Origin of the sequence: Acinetobacter lwoffii (assembly GCF_019048525.1) — a bacterium.
Lineage (GTDB): Bacteria > Pseudomonadota > Gammaproteobacteria > Pseudomonadales > Moraxellaceae > Acinetobacter > Acinetobacter lwoffii_K.
Map to the genome: position 1 here is coordinate 921,477 of NZ_CP077369.1, position 18,010 is coordinate 939,486.

Genomic DNA, 18,010 nt, shown 5'->3' on the forward strand with positions numbered 1-18,010 from the left:
ATATTTATGAGGCTTTGGACTGTTTGGATTTTAGAATTTCAGTTCTAAAAGTCTGTGCCAGCTCGGCGCTTTCAGCATCCATCCCATTCACCACAAAAGCGTGACGGGTCAGGACATTGGTTGGATTCGGCATGCTGACCAGCTGGAAGTGATCACTCACATCTTTCAGCAAGGTGTTCGGTACATGTAAGGCACTTTCTTTCGCGACCAGATGCTGAGTCAGGCGCTCAGCGGCCTGTACCGAGCTGAGCTGCATCTCCTCGACTTTAGAGGCAATCGCGCTACGGGTTTGTAGCACAAAACGTTTTTCTTCACGATAGCGTTTATACAGCACTTCCGAAAGCAGCTGGAACACGGCACTGATCATGGTCAGGCAGGCCAGGGCATTCGGTTTGTCTGCCGCGATACTAATGGTGGCACCTTTTTCATCAAATTTATGTACGGTACAAATATCAGAACTATTCAATTTATAGCGTTGCACACAGAGTTCGGTGGCTTTATTCAGGAAAATCTGGCAGAGATTGAAATAAGGCACTGAAACGGTTTTATTCACGCTATCCAGTAATTGTTTTGGATCGTAGAACTGGATGTTTAAGCTCAGGCTATCGCTCTCCAGTACCGCCGGCTTATGTTCTTTTTCTTTGGCTTTATTTTTCACTGCCTGTTGGGCTTGGGCAATCGCCAGTGCCGCATTATGCTTTTCCTGTTCCAATGCCTGGGTCAGGGTCTGAATCTCGAATTTCAGCCGCGATTCGTTATTGATGCGCGCCAGATATTCAGTCCGGCTTGGACGGGCAATGGCACGGTAAGCCACCCAGATTAACGCGTGAATAATGAACGAGAACAGAATCGCCAGCCATTGCGTGCGCAGAATTTCACCAATACTTGGTTCAATCAGGGTGATTTCAATCACACCGACTTTTTTCTCGTTTTGCAGCGCATCACGGACAAAAACTTCACCCTCGCGAGTTTTGGTCAATCCACCAGTGGCTAAAACCTGAGCTTTCGCATCCAGAATTCGAATGGAAGCTACACTTGGATTGGTGGCATAACGATTTGCCAGCAAAGCCAGAGAAACGCGGTTGGGCGGTTCAAGCTCAGACAGGCTGTCTGTCACCAGTTGACTGGTGATCAGCTGTCCCTGATTGGCACGGTTTTCATTCAGTTGGTGAGTGGTTGCCAATACCAGTAAAAAGGTATGCAGAGCAAAACTTACAATCAATAGGCTAGCAAATAGCCCTTGTCTAGGCGCATTCAACGTAAACTTCCAAGGCAATTCTGTTCAATTTCGATTATGATTCTAACAATAGTTGTAGCTCAGACCCGAGTCAATTCATGCGAGAAATCATTCTTATATCATTCTTAGGACCTGACCAGCCTAATCAATTTACACGATTAATGCAGGTTTTGTCCGCTCATTCCCTACAGATTTTAGATGTAGGGCAAGCGGTTATTCATAATCAGCTAACCTTAGGTATTGTTGTTGCCTCTGAAGACCAGACTGCAACCGCATTAGCCATGAAGGAGATCCTGATTCTAGCACATGATATCGGGTTAACCGTGCGCTTTAAACCGATCTCTGCAACTGAATATGAGCAGTGGGTCAAAGAGGGTGGACGCACACGTTATATCGTAACGGCATTGGCCCCTGAATTAAATGCCTCTCATCTGCAAGCCGTGACCCAGATTGTCTCGGGCCAGGGTTTTAATATTGAAACCGTGACCCGTCTGTCTGGTCGCCCCGTTTTAGATGGTCAGAGTGCCGGTCCAAAACGTGCCTGTGTCCAGTTTGGCCTCAGTGGACAAATGCTGGATGCAGCTGCCATGCGTGCGGCCTGTCTCAGCCTGTCGAATGAACTGAATGTCGATGTCGCGGTTCAGGAAGACAATGCCTATCGCCGTAACCGCCGTCTGGTCTGCTTTGATATGGACTCGACCCTGATCGAGCAGGAAGTGATTGACGAATTGGCAATTGAAGCCGGTGTTGGTGAGCAGGTTGCAGAAATTACCGAACGTGCCATGCAAGGCGAGCTAGACTTCCAGCAAAGCTTCCGTGCCCGTGTTGCCTTGTTAAAAGGTATGGACGCATCGGTACTGCCGAAAATTGCCGAGCGCCTGACCATTACTGAAGGGGCTGAACGCCTGATTTCGACTTTGAAAGCATTGGGTTACCGTACTGCAATTCTTTCTGGAGGTTTTCAGTATTTTGCGGAATATCTGCAAACTAAACTGGATATTGATGAAGTACATGCCAATGCGCTTGATGTGCAGGATGGTGTGGTTACCGGTGAAGTCAAAGGCCATATTGTCGATGGCGCGCGTAAAGCCTTCTTGCTCGGTGAAATCGCCCAGGAGATGGGAATTTCCCTGGAACAAACCATTGCAGTCGGTGATGGCGCCAATGACTTGCCTATGTTATCCATTGCAGGACTGGGGGTGGCTTTCCGTGCCAAACCTCTGGTACGCCAAAATGCCAATCAGGCGATTTCTAGCGTCGGTCTGGACGGTGTGCTGTATCTGCTCGGCGTACATGATAAAGACCTGAACCGTGCATAAGTACAGGCTTTGCTTGATTTTAAACGCGACCTTTGGGTCGCGTTTTTTTATCAAATGGAGCGTAAAACTCTGTTCTTCAGGTCAGAGATATAAGCGACACGACATGAAATGTCGTTTATTTTTTAAGAATCAATAATTTTAATTCAACATGAGCTAATATAAGCCCATGAAAACACTTAAATTACGCATAAAAGACAAACATTGCAAGGTGCTAGACCAATTAGCATCTGAGGTGAACTTTGTTTGGAATTATGTCAATGATTTAAGTTTCAAACACCTAAAAAGAACAGGTGATTTTTTCTCAGCATTCGATATGGCTAAATACACAAAAGGGACTTCAAAATTGTGTGGTCTGCATAGCCAAACGGTGGATGCAATTAGGGAAGAATATGCTGCTAAAAGAAAACAGTTTAGAAAAGCAAAATTAAAATGGCGTGTAAGTAACAAGAAGTCAGCAAGAAGATCGCTTGGTTGGATACCATTCAAAAAATCAGGACTGAAATATGCTGAGGGATGGGTTGAGTATGGAAAAACCAAATTTGGCTTATGGGATAGCTACGGTTTAAACAAATATGCCGTTAGAACAGGCTCATTTGTTGAGGACAGTCGTGGGCGTTGGTATGTGTGCCTGGTCGTGGATTCACCTAAGTTAGATAAACCAACTGCAACTAAAGCTATTGGCATTGATCTAGGCTTAAAAGATATAGCCACCTGTTCTGATGGTACTGTGATTTCAAATCCAAAGTTCTATCGAAAATATGAACAAAAACTAGGTACTGCTCAACGAGCGAAGAATAAAAAGCGTGTTCGTGCATTACACGCCAAGATTGCAAATTGTCGTAAAGATCATTTGCACAAAGCAAGCACCATGCTTGTAAAAGAAAATGCACTGATTATTGTTGGCAACCTGAGTGCTAAAAAACTTGTGAAAACTAAAATGGCTAAATCGGTTTTAGATACAGGATTTTCAGAACTCAAAACAATGCTCAAGTATAAATGCGAGAACGCAAGTGTATTGTTTGAGGAAGTCAACGAAAGTTTCACAACCCAAATCTGCTCGTGCTGTGGTGAGATCACCGCAAGCAGTCCGAAAGGTAGAGCAGATTTGCGAATAAGAGTATGGGAATGTGAAAACTGCTCAAGTGTCCTGGATCGGGATTTGAACAGTGCTAAGAACATACTTGCGCTTGGGCATAAGCGTCTAGCAGTAGGAATCACCCTCCTTTCAGGTGGGTGAGGATGTCAATGCTTATGATGTGAGTTATATAAGGAAGAGTTGAAATATGGCTACAAAAACATCGATCATCTTAAACGGAAAAATAATTTTTTCACTTAAAAAAACTACTGATAATTTTGTAATGACACGCCAACATTGGCGCAGTCATTGATCCACAAAAATGTGAAAAGCAAAAAATGTAATGACAATATAATATCGCGACAAAGTATGTCGTTAGGCTGGATGACAGGACTTTTTTTATGCAAAAAACTCAGCATAATGCAGGCATAGAGATACAAATCAACAGATTCCATTTTATTGATTTAACGAAATTCAATAGATAGAAGCGTTGCAATATCAAGCGGAAACTATCTATCTGGATGGAGGGGGTTATATGGTAACAGCGAATTTAGCAACGATTGTGGGCTTCAGTTTAGTCGCTGTAGCTGTGCTTGCTGTGTTCTTCTCGCCTTATCGTCGCTGGTTAAGCTTTATGGCGGCCGGGATGCTGGTATGGGGCCTGATCGAGGTGATTCGTGTAGGAACTCAAACTTGGTTTGAGCTACCAATGACGTATAGTTATCTGAGTGCGTTAACTGCGGTCATGATGGTCGTGACTGGCCTGTTGTTGCGTGAAGATCGTCGTGCTGAGCGTGCTTTGGCAAAACGCCGTTGCATCGAACATACGCCAGTGTATGAAGACGACCAGCAGCAGCTTTCAAGCCGTTAATTCTACAAGTTGCAATGAAAAAAATGCACCCACGGGTGCATTTTTCAGTTTGGAAATATGATACAAACTGCATAATCCACCTAGCTCAGAACTATGCTAGGATATTTGTCAATTTTCGTACAATTAGAATAGGCATCCTCCATGAAACTGTCGTCCATTCCTGTGTTAAAACTTCCTCTTATTGATATGAGTACAGATCCGCTGGACTTACTGGTCGCAGGTTTAGCTTTACGTATGAAGCAGTTGGCACGTACCAGCCCAAAATTCATTGAACTGGTACATGGACGTCAATTCCGTATCCAGATTGGTACGGATGAAGGCATGGCACGTCAGATTATTGTGGATAACGGTCATATCGATACGGTTTCGGGTGATGCTGAAAAAGCTGATTTTGTGTTGCAGTTTGCCGACAGTGAGCAGGGCGTGAAGACCTTGGTCAAAGGTGACCCGACGGCATTTATGACCGGGATGCAAAGCGGCACGATTAAGATGGAAGGCGACTTTGGCCTGCTGGTCTGGTTTAACCAGGTGGCAAAAATGATTCCACCAAAACTGCCAAAGCCAGTCAAAGAAAAAGTGAAAATGGTACGTCAGTTTATTAAAGAGAAAACTGGTAAGTAGTCTAAAGACTTATTGAATAATCATTTTTCTATTGTAAAGTACCCCCTTTATTTTGAGGGGGTATTTTTTATGAAAAAATTAATTACAGCAAGTTTAATCGCTGCATCAGTAACGATGACAGGATGTGCCAGTATTATTTCAGGATCAACACAAACACTGACATTTAAATCAGTTCCTGAGCAAGCATCTATTTCTATTACAAATAAAGCTGGCGAAAAAGTACATACTGGAGTTACGCCTGCAACAGTGACTCTTAAGCGTGGTAATGGATTTTTTCAACCCGCTGCTTATGATGTAACTTTTAAAAAAGAAGGTTTTCAAACCAAAACAGTTCAAGTAACTGGTACTGTTAATGGTTGGTATGTGGCAAATATCATTTTTGGCGGTCTAATTGGTTTGCTTATCGTTGATCCTGCTACTGGAGCAATGTATACATTAAACCCTAGTGATATCAATGCTGTATTGGATGAAAATCAAACTGCATCACAAAAAGGTCAACAATCACTCACTGTAATGTTGGTTCAAGATATTCCTGAAAACCTTATGAGCCGTGCAAAATATATTACAACGCTCTAAGTTCAAAAATAAGAAGCCCTCAATTCGAGGGCTTTTTTACTGAATCATTCAACTTCTAAATTAAACGTCACCGGTCCATCATTGACCAGATGCACTTTCATGTCAGCGGCAAAAATACCGGTTTGCACATGTTCAAACTGGCTTTGGGCATATTTTACCAGCTGCTCATAAAGTGCTTTAGCCTCGGCAGGCGGCATAGCTGGGCCAAAGTCTGGACGTAAACCTTTTTGGGTTTGCGCCATCAGGGTAAATTGTGAAACCAGCAATAAACCACCGCCGGCCTGGGCAACGTTCCAGCCCATTTTGCCCTGTTCATCATCAAAGAAGCGGTATTTCAATATCTTATCAATCAGCTTTTTGCCTTTTTCCAGATTGTCATCTTTACCTAAACCTAGAAAAACCAGAATTCCTTTTTCAATTTCCCCGGTGGTTTCACCCTCGACCACAACTTTAGCTTCTAAAACTCTTTGTAATAAGGCACGCATTTTACATATGGACTGCTAACAATAGATGGGGGTGATTGTAGCAAGAATAAAATCTGGAGCAGTATGAGATGCTGTTTTTATGAACTTTAAATATCTGAAAATCAATTGCTTAATTTTTATAAATTCATTAAAGCGATTGAATTTATAAAAATAATCTGTTTTATCTATTTATTGTGTTGGCGTATCTTAGCCCATGCAGGAAAGGTAATAAATTGAGAGATTTAGCAATGTTTAAGCGTTCATTACTGGTTGCAATGCTTGCAACTGTCACAGCTGCACAAGCTGCTCCTTTAACGAAAGACAATGGCGCACCAGTCGGTGATAACCAGAACTCGATCACTGCGGGTCCAAATGGTTCTGTACTCCTTCAGGACGTTCAACTGGTACAAAAATTACAACGTTTTGGTCGTGAGCGTATTCCTGAGCGTGTCGTACATGCGCGTGGTACTGGGGCATATGGTGAATTCGTTGCAACCAAAGATCTATCTGATCTTACCCTCGCTTCATTGTTCAAAGCGGGGACTAAAACTCCAGTTTTCCTACGTTTCTCTACCGTAATTCATGGTAAAGGTTCACCAGAAACTCTACGTGACCCACACGGCTTTGCATTGAAATTCTACACTAAAGAAGGTAACTGGGACTTGGTCGGTAACCAGACACCGGTATTCTTCATCCGTGATGCAATCAAGTTCCCGGACTTCATTCATGCCATGAAGCCAAGCCCAGTGACAAATGTTCAAGATGCCAACCGTGTGTTTGACTTCCTGTCGAGCCAGCCATGGGCAACCAACATGCTGACTTATGTGTATGGCAAGCAAGGTGTTCCAACCAGCTACCGCGAACAGGACGGTTTCGGAGTACATGCCTACAAGCTGTATAACGACAAGGGCGAATACAAATACGTGAAATTCAACTTCCGCTCTAAACAAGGCGTGAAGGGCTTGAACGTGAAAGAAGCGGCTGAGCAGCAAGGTAAAGATTTCAACCACTTGACCAATGATCTGTATAACAACATCTATGCGGGTAATTTCCCGAAATGGGATCTGTATATTCAGGTGCTTGATCCTAAAGATCTAAACAGCTTTGATTTTGATCCGTTAGATCCAACCAAAATCTGGCCAACCGAGCTGGTTCCAGAAACCAAAGTGGGTACTTTGACCCTGAACCGTATGCCGAAGAATTTCTTCAACGAGACTGAACAGTCGGCATTTGCGCCAGGTAACCTGGTTCCAGGTATCGAGCCATCAGAAGACCGTCTGCTACAAGGCCGTATCTTTTCTTATTCGGATACCCAAATGTACCGTTTAGGCGCGAATCACCAGCAAATTCCGGTGAACCGTCCCGTAGTGAATGTGAACAACAATAATCAGGATGGCTACATGAATATCTCTGAGCGTGACTCGGATGTGAACTATGAGCCAAGCCGTAAAGAGCCAAAAGCTGCAACTGAAAAAGCGCGTGCGGTACAAACGCCATTATCTGGTCATGTACAGCAAATTGGCGTGAAAGAGCAGAACTTCAAGCAGGCAGGTGAGCTGTACCGTTCATACACAGCTAAAGAGAAAGATGACCTGATCATGAACCTTGCTGCTGACTTAGGTGCAGTGAAAGATTCAGAAACCAAGCACATCATGTTGTCTTATTTCTACAAGGCAGATGCAGACTACGGTACGCGTATGACCAAAGCGGTCAATGGGAACCTGGCGACTGTTAAAGCCAAAGCTGCAAAATTAAAAGACTAATCCCGATTGGTCTTGAGGAACTGGTGACTAGGGCATAGCGCATCACCTCCAAAAAGTCCTGTAATACTCCAAACCTTTCCTGCACCCTAGGGGGAGTCTTACAGGCACTCCGTTTTTCATCTCATCTCAGGATAATTCAGTCTTTCAAGACTTAAATTCCCCTTCGATTTCTGCTGGAGTTCATCATGAAAGTTATGTCATCTGTGTTTTTAGCCAGTATTCTCACGATAGGTTCCGCATTCGCAAACGCGACTGTCGCGAAGGATATCTCCCCCGCTAAAAGCGTGGACAATGTTCAGATGAACTCACAAGAGGAATTGGCCGACCTGTTCTTTGCTGCGGCTAAAATTGGCAATAGCGAAGTCATTCATGAATTTTTAAAACACGGCTTTCCGGTCGATGTACGCAATAAAGACGGTTATACACCACTGATGATGGCGACTTATTATGGCCATCAGGATATTGTCGCCAGCTTGCTTAAACATGGTGCCGACCGCTGTGCTCGAGATAATCGAGGCAATACAGCCTTGATGGGGGCTTTATTCAAGATGGAATTTGCGATTGCCAAGCAGCTGCGTCAGGTGGATTGTGATGCCCAGGCGCAAAAAAACGGACAAAAGACCACAGCCGAATTTGCCAAGGTGATTGGTCAGGAAAAACAGTTGCAGAAACTGATTCAGGAACAGGAAAAAGCTCAGGTCAAATCACAGAAATAAACCGGGTTATGCTTCTGATACTTTTGTCGCAAATACAGCCAGCTGTACGTAAATCCTGCATTATTGCATGACTTTTTATGCTTTAATGCAGAGATAAGCACAGCGATATTCCCTTAGTTATGGCTCCAATTATCCATTCTCTGTTAGATACTGACTTGTACAAATTCACCATGTTACAAGTGGTCTTACACAAGTTTCCGCAAACGCATAGTGTCTACCATTTCCGTTGTCGTAATCTGGAAGATACAGTCTATCCACTGACGGATATTCTGGATGACCTGAATCATCAACTGGACCTGCTGTGTCAGCTAAAATTCAAAGAAGATGAACTGCAATATTTAAGAAGCTTACGTTTTATCAAAAGCGACTTTGTCGATTATCTGGAACTGTTCCAGCTCAAGCGCCGTTTCATAAAGGCCAGTATCGACAGTCAAGGCCGTCTGGATATTGTGGTGGAAGGCCCGATGGTTCAGGCGATGATGTTTGAGATATTCGTTCTCGCTATTGTCAATGAACTGTATTTCAGCCGCATTCGCACGCCTGAAGTATTGGCAGAAGGCGAGCGCCGTTTAAAAGCCAAAATCGAGCTGTTAAAACAGTATGACGCTGCGCAAAACCCCAATGATCCACCATTCTTGGTGTCAGATTTTGGTACGCGTCGCCGTTACAGTTTCGATTGGCAAAAGCATGTGGTCGAAGAATTTCACAAAGCCGCACCGCATGTGTTCCGTGGGACCAGTAATGTACTGTTAGCCAAAGAGCTGGGCATTACCCCGATTGGTACCATGGCGCATGAATTCCTGCAAGCTTTTCAGGCGCTGGACGTACGTTTACGTAATTTCCAGAAATCTGCACTGGAAAGCTGGGTACAGGAATATCGTGGTGACCTGGGCATTGCTCTGACCGATGTGGTCGGGATGGATGCATTCTTGCGTGACTTTGACCTGTACTTTGCCAAGCTGTTTGATGGCTTGCGTCATGACAGTGGCGATCCCTATGAATGGGGTGACAAGGCCTATGTACACTACAAAAAGCTGAAAATAGACAGCAAAACCAAGATGCTGACTTTTAGTGATGGCTTGAATCTGGAAAAAGCTTGGAAACTGCATCAATACTTTAAAGACCGCTTTCAGGTCAGTTTCGGGATCGGCACCAATTTGACCAATGATATGGGGCAAACCCCACTCAATATTGTGCTGAAACTGGTGGAATGTAACCGTCAGTCAGTGGCCAAAATCTCGGATAGCCCGGGCAAGACCATGACCGATAATGATACGTTCTTGGCCTATTTACGTCAGGTTTTTGAGATCAATGAACCTGCTTAAGTCAGTTTGAACAATTCATAATTTTTAAGAACCGTTTCCATACAGAGACGGTTTTTTTATGTAAGGCGCTTTTAGATCAGGGTTTAGCTAAAATCTTGCTAATCATCTGCAAAGAAAGCGCATCAGTGTAAAAACGAGCTGTGCTAAGATCAACAGGATTTGACCAATAATAGCCATGATAACGATGACCGCTGCAGCTTTTAATTTTGGCCTGCTGATTGAGGCAGAAGATTTAGTTCCCTATTTGGGCCATGAAAAACTTCGTATTGTCGACCTGAGCCGTGCCTCTGTGTATGAGCAGCTGCATATTCCGCATGCCTTGCATTTAAAGCCTAAACTTCTGGTGCGTCAGGAAGAAACGGCAATGGGATTGTTGCCGGACGCGGAAGGCTTGCAGGCTCTCATTGATTATCTGAATATTTCTCCTGAGCATCATGTGGTGGCTTATGATGATGAGGGCGGGGCATGGGCAGGGCGTTTGCTCTGGAATCTACATTGTTTGGGTTTTGAAAATACCAGCTTATTGAATGGCGGGATTCATGCCTGGCTCGGTGCTAGCTTACCGACTTCTTCCAGTCAGGAGCAGTTTGTGCCAGTGCAGGATATATTGCAGGTCAATCTTGACCATCAAGCGAATTTTCAGATTGGCTATGATGAACTGCGCCAACAGGTTGAAAATCAACAGGTTCAAATTTGGGATTGCCGCACGCAAGATGAATATACTGGCCTACGTTTAGCGGCTCGACGCGGCGGTCACATTCCGGGAGCACGTCATTTTGAATGGAGTACTGCCCTTAATCGCGAAAATCATTTAAAATTACAGCCTTTACCACGTACTCAGCAGCGTCTGGAACAACTGGGCTTTGATTTGAATCAACCCGTTGTGGTGTACTGCCAGTCCCATCACCGCTCAGGTTTGGCCTATATTCTGGGTCGTTTACTGGGCTGGAAAATTCGAGCCTATGATGGTGCGTGGAGTGAATGGGGCAACCGCCTCGATAGTCCAATCGCTACAGGGGAGCTGCCATCTTGAGCATCACGTCACGTTTAAAACAACAGTTTTTTATTAAAGCTCAACGATTAGTACCGCAACATCGCTTGTCTCGTTTGGTGGGCAAAATTGCCGCCAGCGAAAACCCGATTATTAAAACTGCTGCAATTACTGCCTTTAAGGCGCAGTATGGCATTGATATGTCGATTGCTGAACAGGCCAATGCCCTGAAATTCAAGTCATTTAATGAATTTTTTACCCGTGCTCTAAAAGAAGGTATCCGTGCAGTTGATCCAGATACCAGCAGTATTGTTTCGCCTGCAGATGGTGCGATTTCCCAGCTGGGTAAAATTGAAAATGGCGATGTGTTTCAGGCCAAAGGCCAGAAATTTACCGTTGAAGCCCTGATTGCTGATCCGCAACTGGCCGAGCCATTCAAGAATGGTGAATTCGCGACTGTATATTTGTCGCCACGTGATTATCATCGGGTGCATATGCCATTTGCTGGCACCTTGACTGAAACGTTATATGTACCGGGCGAGCTGTTCTCGGTCAATCAGGTGACCGCAGAAAATATTCCGGGCCTGTTTGCACGTAATGAACGTATGGTCTGCCTGTTTGATACTGAAATCGGTCGTATGGCGGTGGTATTGGTCGGTGCGATGATTGTAGCGGGTATTGAAACCGTGGCAACCGGCAAAGTGAAGCCTTCAGGACGAATCGAACTTAATCAGCATGATCTGTTCCTGGAAAAAGGGGCAGAACTGGGGCGTTTCTACCTCGGTTCAACGGCAGTGATTTTATTTGAAGAAAATAAAATGCAATGGGATGCCGCGTTCAAGGCCAATTCTTTGGTGAATATGGGTGAAGCGCTGGGGCATACAGTTTAAAGATTTTAGCCTCCCTTTATTAAAGGGAGGTTGGAGGGATTAAATATTTTCTCGTTTAGAATAAATAAAAATCCCCCTCAGTCCCCCTTTAAAAAAGGGGGATTTCCTCCACTGCTGTCCCATAGTTTGATTTAAATAAAAAACCTGAGTCCAAATCGTTAAAATATGAGTGCAAACAAACACTTTAACGACCAGGATTCAGGTTTTGTCACATCAGAATACCGTATTTCATCAGCTTATTAAACCCGTCGTGCGACAGGATTTTGAGCAACTTGCTAAAGTACACCATGTTGGACAGAAATTTAGAGCGGCTTCAAGATGGGATCAGTTTATTGCCATCTTGATGTCTCAACTTTCCTGCAGGCAAAGTCTGAGAGATATTCAATCCAATCTGGAGTGCCAACAGGACAAACTGAGTCATTTCGGAGCAAAGTCTATTCCCCGAAGTACACTGGCACGAATCAATGAGCAGCAGCCTGCTGCCTTGTATCAACAGCTCTTTTACAAGTTGCTTAAATACTATGAACACTCAAAAGTAGCCCATAAATTTCGCTTTAAGAATCCATTATATTCCCTGGATGCCAGTCATATTGACCTGTCGCTTTCCTTATGTGAATGGGCCAAAGTTCACGACTCAAAAGCCAGCATGAAACTCAGCATAGGATTGAATCACAGCAATGATATTCCTGAGTTTATTGCAGTTGAAAATGGTAAAGAAAATGACATGTTACAAGGCCGAAAATTCCAGTTTCCCGCTGGCAGCATTGTGGTCTTTGATAAAGGCTATGTCGATTATCAATGGTATGCGAATCTAAGCGCTCAAAACGTTAGCTTTGTGACACGTTTTAGGCCTAAATCTGTGTATCAGGTGATCCAGCAACATCCAGTGCTTGAATCCAAAGGTATTCTAAAAGATGAAACCATTCAGCTAAATAGCGCACATGCCCTAAAAAGAAAAGCCCCCGTATTAAGAAGAATTGAATATAGAGATCAGCAAAGTGGCAAGCACTTTAGCTTTCTCAGCAATAACTTTCATCTAGCTGCCTCTACCATTGCAGCGATTTACAAAGACCGCTGGAAAGTTGAATTGTTCTTTAAAGCGATTAAACAGAACCTGAAATTAAAAGCCTTTTTAGGCCGAAGCAAGAACGCCATTCAGACGCAAATCTGGATTGCGATGATCGCCTATTTACTGGTAAGTTTCGCTCAACATTTAGGGAAAAAAGGCTGGACAGTTCAGCGCTTACTCAGAATAATTCAAGTGAATTTATTTGAAATAAAAACCTTAAAAGCGTTATTTTCACCCGATAAAGTCCCCATCAAACAAGAGGAAGCTTAAATGAGCTTCCTCTTGTAAAAATTGTGGGACAGCAGTGGGATTTCCTCTCCTATTAAGGAGACGGTTAGAGAGATCCAAATAAAAAAAGCACCATCAGGCGCTTTTTTTCATTTCTAGAAATTTATCGTTTCACGACGATGGAATCGATACCGCTATTCTGCAAGGTTTGCTGCGCGATAATTGCGGCTTCTGCAGAATCATAAGGGCCTGAAACCACGCGATACCAGACTTTGCCATTTTCTACACTGCGTACCACATCGGCAGATAAACCATTGAGAATAATTTCGGCACGGCGGGCATCGGCTTGATCTGGATCATCAAAGCTGCGAACTTGCAGAATATAACTGGCCGGAGCGGCAACAGGTGCTTCGCTGGCTTCTAAGCCAGGCTCAGTTGTGGTCGCCTCAGGTGTAGCCACTTCAGGTCGAGGTGCTTCTACAATCACTACCGTATCCTGATTTTTGTTTTCAGGGACGGCCTGTTCAGGAATTGGCGTCACTTGTTGCTGTGGCAAGAGATCATAAAAACGGTAATCTTTATTGGTATCTTCTTCTTGGACAGATTCAGCACTTGTTTGAGTTTTCGGTTTAACTGGTTCCCATGGCTTCCAGAGCATCAGTGCCATCAAAAAACTTAACACGATTAAAATGATCACGAGTGTGCCGAGCCAGGTTGGAATAAGTGGCTTTTTAGGCTTATTCGGTCTTTCAGATACACCGCGTTGCGTTTTTCCAAACACTTGGGATTTTCCTCTTATTAATCGGGACATATAGAAAAGGCATAACAGCAGTTATGCCCCTACTATCACTTCATCCTATGTGATCAGGATACAAAAGTCATCCTCTAGATCACAAATCACACAGAATTTTAATTTATCTGTATCTTCAAGCACATAGCTAAAGTTACAAAATGTCTGCTCAGCAGATAAACGGCAATGTTTTGCTTACATGCTCACTTCGAGCATAGCTCTTGTCTTGCATCAATGTAAAAGCAGTGCTTTGACTATTTACCTTCTTGCATCAATGTAAAAGCAGTGCTTTACATTTCTGCTTCGAGCCTAGCTCTCGCCTTGCGAGCATGCAAAACAGTGTTTTGCTTACATGCTCTCAGGAGCTGATACGCCAAGCAGTTCCAGACCGTTACGCAGTACCTGACGCACGTTCACTGATAACAATAAGCGTGCTTGGGTCAATTCAGCATCATCACCGAGTACTTTATTGTCGTTGTACCAGCCGTGGAATAATGCTGCCAGTTCTTTTAGGTAGTTACCGATTTGATGCGGCTCATAGCTGTTTGCAGCACGGACCAGAATTTCTGGATAGGCCGCCAGCTTGGCCAGGATTTCAGTTTCAGCATCAAGCTCCAGCTTAGCCGCTAAATTACGTGCCGCTGTAGCATCAAAGTTAACATTGGTAGAAGCTGCTTTTTCTAACATACGACAGATACGGGCGTGTGCATACTGGATGTAATACACGGCGTTGTCCTTGCTTTGTGACACAGCAAGATCCAGGTCAAAATCAATGTGCTGTTCAGACTTGCGCATCACGTAGTAAAAACGAGCGGCATCATTGCCGACTTCTTTACGCAAATCACGCAAGGTCACGAACTGACCTGAACGAGATGACATTTGTACCATCTCGCCGCCACGCCATAGGCTCACGAACTGAACCAGAAGAACCGTTAATTTTTTCGAGTCATAGCCCAACGCATCAATGGCCGCTTTTACACGTGCGATATAACCGTGGTGATCCGAACCCCAGATATCGATGATATCAGTATAGCCACGTTGTAACTTGTTCAGGTGGTAAGCGATGTCAGACGCGAAGTAAGTGGTCTGACCATTACGACGTTTCACAACACGGTCTTTTTCATCACCGAATGCAGTGGATTTGAACCAGATGTTGCCATCCAGTTCATACAGGAAACCACGCTGATCTAAGGTCTGTAAGGCTTCTTCAATTTTGTCTGTCAATGATTCTTCGCTGAACCATTGATTGAAGGTTACACCAAATTCGCCCAGGTCATCTTTAATATCATCTAAGATAGCTTTAAGCGCGGCTTGCAAGAATACGCGGTAGCCTGTGCCAATTAACGCTTGTGAATTAAAGATCAAACCATCAATGTGTTTTTCTTTATCACCAGACAATACGACTTTATTGCCATCAGCATCTAATTCGGCTGCAAACTGTACATCTTCAGGCACATCTTTATACACGTCGGCCACAGGACGGACATAAGCATCGCCATCCTGGTCAATAATGCTTTGTGCAATTTCTTTTACGTAGTCACCCTGGTAGGCATTTTTCGGGAACACCAGTTCCTGACCCGTTAATTCTAAGTAGCGCAGATAAGTCGAAGTCGCCAGAATGTCCATTTGACGGCCAGCATCATTGACATAGTATTCGCGGTCGACTTTGGCACCAGTCGCTTCAAGCAAATTCGCAACCGTCATACCATACGCGGCACCACGACCATGACCTACGTGCAGGCTAGAGGTCGGGTTGGCAGACACGAATTCAACCTGGATACGTTTATCCGCATTGACCTGGGTACGACCATAAGTCGCCTGTTGTGCCTGAATTTGATCAAGGACTGCAAAGCGCTGGTCAGCATTCAGGAAGAAGTTAATAAAACCAGGACCGGCAATTTCTGCCTTGCTGATATCCGCCACTTCAGGCAGGGCAGCAAGAATTTTTTCCGCTAAATCACGTGGCTTCATACCCGCAGCTTTCGACGCGATCATGGCAATATTCGACGCAAAGTCACCATGGCTTCGGTCTTTGGTACGCGTCAAATTACTTGTATTGTTCCAGTCAGATGGGAGTACGCCTTGTGCCTGTAAAGTGTGCACTGCATGATCGAGAGCTGCTTGTATTGCCGTATTCATAATCAGTCGAAAATAGAGATCGCAGAAAAACAGCAAATATAGCAAATTTCAGGCTGTTTAGGTAAAAGCATTTCTAGGGAATAAAAAGTAGAAGATCACTTCACCAGAAATTTTGAACTAGAGAAAGGGGTAATAACCGGATTAATCCCGTGAAAATAAAACCAGTTTTTAGCTCAACATTTCAGATGAAAAAAACAATGCTTCACCGTACAGAATTTGGCTTATATTAGTCATCTGAAAACAGTAAAAAGAGCATGTCGTGGCTGCATCACAACGTCCGACCATTATCGGTCATATTCCTAAACTTCCTGCAAAATGGGCATTGATTATTGTGCCTTTTATCCTGTCCTGCCTGATGAGTGGCATTATTTCCATGATCAATATGCTGCGTAATCTCGGCTGGATTGATGGATTTATAGCACTCTGGTTTCATAACTGGATGATTTCCTGGGCGATTGCCTTTCCGATTGTGGTGACCTTATTGCCTTTCGTGCGCAAATTCACTGGGTTATTGGTGGATATGTCCGGCCCCCAGCCACCAAAGTGATCAATCTTTAAATTTGATCTGGCCGGAGTCAATTCTTGGGCATTTTAAAAGTGGGGCTGTATGGGGCGAATAGCATCATTTTTAAATTAAATGCTCCACCGCCGCCCGGATGATCCCGAGCACCAGACCGATACATGCTCCAACTACCACGCCATTGACCCGGATCATATGCAGGTCGCCGCCGACTTCGTTTTCAATCTTATCGATCATCTCGCTTGAATCCCATTCGTGAATGCGCTCGCTGATAAAACGAATGACTTTTTCACTATACTGGTCACTCAGGTCAACTGCGATCCCGCTGAGACGTTTATTCAGCAGCTCACGAACCGAGGCATTCGAGATGATATTTTCACCGACCTGCTGAATGGCAATTCTGAGATTTTCGGCAATACCCGAATCAGGTTTTTGCAAGTCAGCCTTGATCGCATCACATAAAATCACCACAGCACCACTGATAAAATTCAGCACTTGTGGACTATCCAGTAAGGCATCTTTGGTTTCATTCAGACGCTGGCTGGCTTCACTGTCATTATCCGCCAGCTGTAACATCCAGCTATGTCCCATGTTCTCAATTTTAAGTCGCCATGGATGATCTGGATCGGCCAGCATGGCTTCAACGCGCCCGATCACGGAATCAATACTGCGTTGCTGCACGTCAATCCCGATCCAGCTGGCGCCTTTGGCCAGCTTCCACACGCCCATTTCCTTAAACAGGTTACGGGTCAGCTCACGGGTTTGTTCCGGATGCGAAGTCATCCAGGCATGTACCACATCCAGTCCGCGCTGTAGTACATCCTGATGGAAATCATTGTCCAGAATGGCATGCAGCATTTCGCTGGCCAGAGTATTGATCTGGGTATTTTTGACCCATTGCACGCTGTTGCTCTGGATAAATCCGGCAATCTGTTCCTGTCCCACAAATTCAAAGATTTTAGGAACCGTTTGTTGAATGACCTGAGTCACTTGGGCATTGTTTTGCCGATTGGCCAGCCAGCGTCCTGCAGCCAGACTCAGGTCGGTGCTGTCCAGACTGCGCTGTACAATTTGCGGAGAAAGAAAATTTTCCTGTACAAAACGGCCCATTGACTCTGCAATACGAGCCTTGTTACGTGGAATGATTTCGGTATGGTCACGTAAAAACTTGGGAATGGGCAATCTGCCAAAAGGGTTACGAAACAGCACGGTAATCGCATACCAGTCCGCCAGACCACCGACCACCCCCGCTTCTGCCGAGAGCATCAGAATATGAATGAGCCAGACATATTCGGGTAGCAGTTTGGCTGCAACCATCAATGCCAACCAGATCAGTACGGCGACCACCAAGGCGATGGTCGCGAAACGTTTACTGCGTTGTAAGCTCGGGGAGATACTCTCTGTCTGCATAGATCA

The 18,010-nt window shown here is 44.5% G+C and carries 17 protein-coding genes; 12 read left to right on the plus strand and 5 right to left on the minus strand.

The window, feature by feature from the left end; translation table 11 throughout:
• Positions 1 to 4: 4 nt before the first annotated feature.
• Positions 5 to 1,258: a hypothetical protein gene (locus I6L24_RS04295; RefSeq protein ID WP_004647185.1), complete on the minus strand. Its 1,254-nt coding sequence runs from the start codon at positions 1,256 to 1,258 to the stop codon at positions 5 to 7.
• A 77-nt stretch (positions 1,259 to 1,335) separates the two neighbouring features.
• Between I6L24_RS04295 and serB the strand changes: the two genes are divergently transcribed.
• From serB to I6L24_RS04320, 5 genes are all read left to right on the plus strand, one after another.
• On the plus strand, positions 1,336 to 2,556 hold the full coding sequence (serB, locus tag I6L24_RS04300) for a phosphoserine phosphatase SerB (protein ID WP_004647186.1): 1,221 nt from the start codon (positions 1,336 to 1,338) through the stop codon (positions 2,554 to 2,556).
• A 166-nt stretch (positions 2,557 to 2,722) separates the two neighbouring features.
• On the plus strand, positions 2,723 to 3,793 hold the full coding sequence (locus I6L24_RS04305) for an RNA-guided endonuclease InsQ/TnpB family protein (RefSeq protein ID WP_004647187.1): 1,071 nt from the start codon (positions 2,723 to 2,725) through the stop codon (positions 3,791 to 3,793).
• Between the two features lie 373 nt (positions 3,794 to 4,166).
• Complete coding sequence (gene aciT, locus I6L24_RS04310; protein ID WP_004647188.1) at positions 4,167 to 4,502, plus strand: ciprofloxacin tolerance protein AciT; 336 nt, start codon at positions 4,167 to 4,169, stop codon at positions 4,500 to 4,502.
• A gap of 141 nt (positions 4,503 to 4,643) precedes the next feature.
• On the plus strand, positions 4,644 to 5,123 hold the full coding sequence (locus I6L24_RS04315; protein ID WP_004647189.1) for an SCP2 sterol-binding domain-containing protein: 480 nt from the start codon (positions 4,644 to 4,646) through the stop codon (positions 5,121 to 5,123).
• 69 nt (positions 5,124 to 5,192) lie between these two features.
• Positions 5,193 to 5,699, plus strand: coding sequence for a hypothetical protein (locus I6L24_RS04320; protein ID WP_004647191.1), 507 nt, complete (start codon positions 5,193 to 5,195; stop codon positions 5,697 to 5,699).
• 44 nt (positions 5,700 to 5,743) lie between these two features.
• On the opposite strand, the gene dtd is transcribed toward I6L24_RS04320, so the two are convergent.
• Positions 5,744 to 6,184 carry a D-aminoacyl-tRNA deacylase gene (gene dtd, locus I6L24_RS04325; RefSeq protein ID WP_004647192.1) on the minus strand — a complete coding sequence of 147 codons (441 nt, stop codon included), beginning with the start codon at positions 6,182 to 6,184 and terminating at the stop codon, positions 5,744 to 5,746.
• Positions 6,185 to 6,411: 227 nt separating this feature from the next.
• On the opposite strand from dtd, the gene I6L24_RS04330 reads away from it, so the two are divergent.
• The 6 genes from I6L24_RS04330 to I6L24_RS04355 all read left to right on the plus strand — a co-directional run bounded on the left by I6L24_RS04330 (position 6,412) and on the right by I6L24_RS04355 (position 13,187).
• On the plus strand, positions 6,412 to 7,926 hold the full coding sequence (locus tag I6L24_RS04330) for a catalase (RefSeq protein WP_004647193.1): 1,515 nt from the start codon (positions 6,412 to 6,414) through the stop codon (positions 7,924 to 7,926).
• A 185-nt stretch (positions 7,927 to 8,111) separates the two neighbouring features.
• Positions 8,112 to 8,642, plus strand: coding sequence for an ankyrin repeat domain-containing protein (locus tag I6L24_RS04335; protein WP_004647194.1), 531 nt, complete (start codon positions 8,112 to 8,114; stop codon positions 8,640 to 8,642).
• A gap of 119 nt (positions 8,643 to 8,761) precedes the next feature.
• Entirely contained in the window at positions 8,762 to 9,967 is a 1,206-nt protein-coding gene (gene pncB, locus I6L24_RS04340; protein ID WP_216986472.1) for a nicotinate phosphoribosyltransferase, read from the plus strand.
• A gap of 184 nt (positions 9,968 to 10,151) precedes the next feature.
• On the plus strand, positions 10,152 to 11,000 hold the full coding sequence (locus I6L24_RS04345; RefSeq protein WP_216986473.1) for a sulfurtransferase: 849 nt from the start codon (positions 10,152 to 10,154) through the stop codon (positions 10,998 to 11,000).
• Complete coding sequence (gene asd / locus I6L24_RS04350) at positions 10,997 to 11,848, plus strand: archaetidylserine decarboxylase (RefSeq protein WP_216986474.1); 852 nt, start codon at positions 10,997 to 10,999, stop codon at positions 11,846 to 11,848. The genes I6L24_RS04345 and asd overlap by 4 nt, the downstream gene beginning before the upstream one ends.
• A gap of 205 nt (positions 11,849 to 12,053) precedes the next feature.
• Complete coding sequence (locus I6L24_RS04355; RefSeq protein WP_004647387.1) at positions 12,054 to 13,187, plus strand: IS4 family transposase; 1,134 nt, start codon at positions 12,054 to 12,056, stop codon at positions 13,185 to 13,187.
• 121 nt (positions 13,188 to 13,308) lie between these two features.
• On the opposite strand, the gene I6L24_RS04360 is transcribed toward I6L24_RS04355, so the two are convergent.
• Positions 13,309 to 13,926, minus strand: coding sequence for an SPOR domain-containing protein (locus I6L24_RS04360; RefSeq protein ID WP_005245641.1), 618 nt, complete (start codon positions 13,924 to 13,926; stop codon positions 13,309 to 13,311).
• Between the two features lie 357 nt (positions 13,927 to 14,283).
• Entirely contained in the window at positions 14,284 to 16,074 is a 1,791-nt protein-coding gene (argS, locus tag I6L24_RS04365; RefSeq protein ID WP_004281266.1) for an arginine--tRNA ligase, read from the minus strand.
• A 259-nt stretch (positions 16,075 to 16,333) separates the two neighbouring features.
• On the opposite strand from argS, the gene I6L24_RS04370 reads away from it, so the two are divergent.
• A complete protein-coding gene (locus tag I6L24_RS04370) occupies positions 16,334 to 16,621 on the plus strand; it encodes a DUF2798 domain-containing protein (RefSeq protein WP_004281267.1) in 288 nt (95 codons plus the stop codon).
• Between the two features lie 81 nt (positions 16,622 to 16,702).
• Here the strand turns inward: I6L24_RS04370 and I6L24_RS04375 are convergent, their stop codons facing one another.
• Entirely contained in the window at positions 16,703 to 18,004 is a 1,302-nt protein-coding gene (locus tag I6L24_RS04375) for a DUF445 domain-containing protein (RefSeq protein WP_216986475.1), read from the minus strand.
• Positions 18,005 to 18,010: the final 6 nt, after the last annotated feature.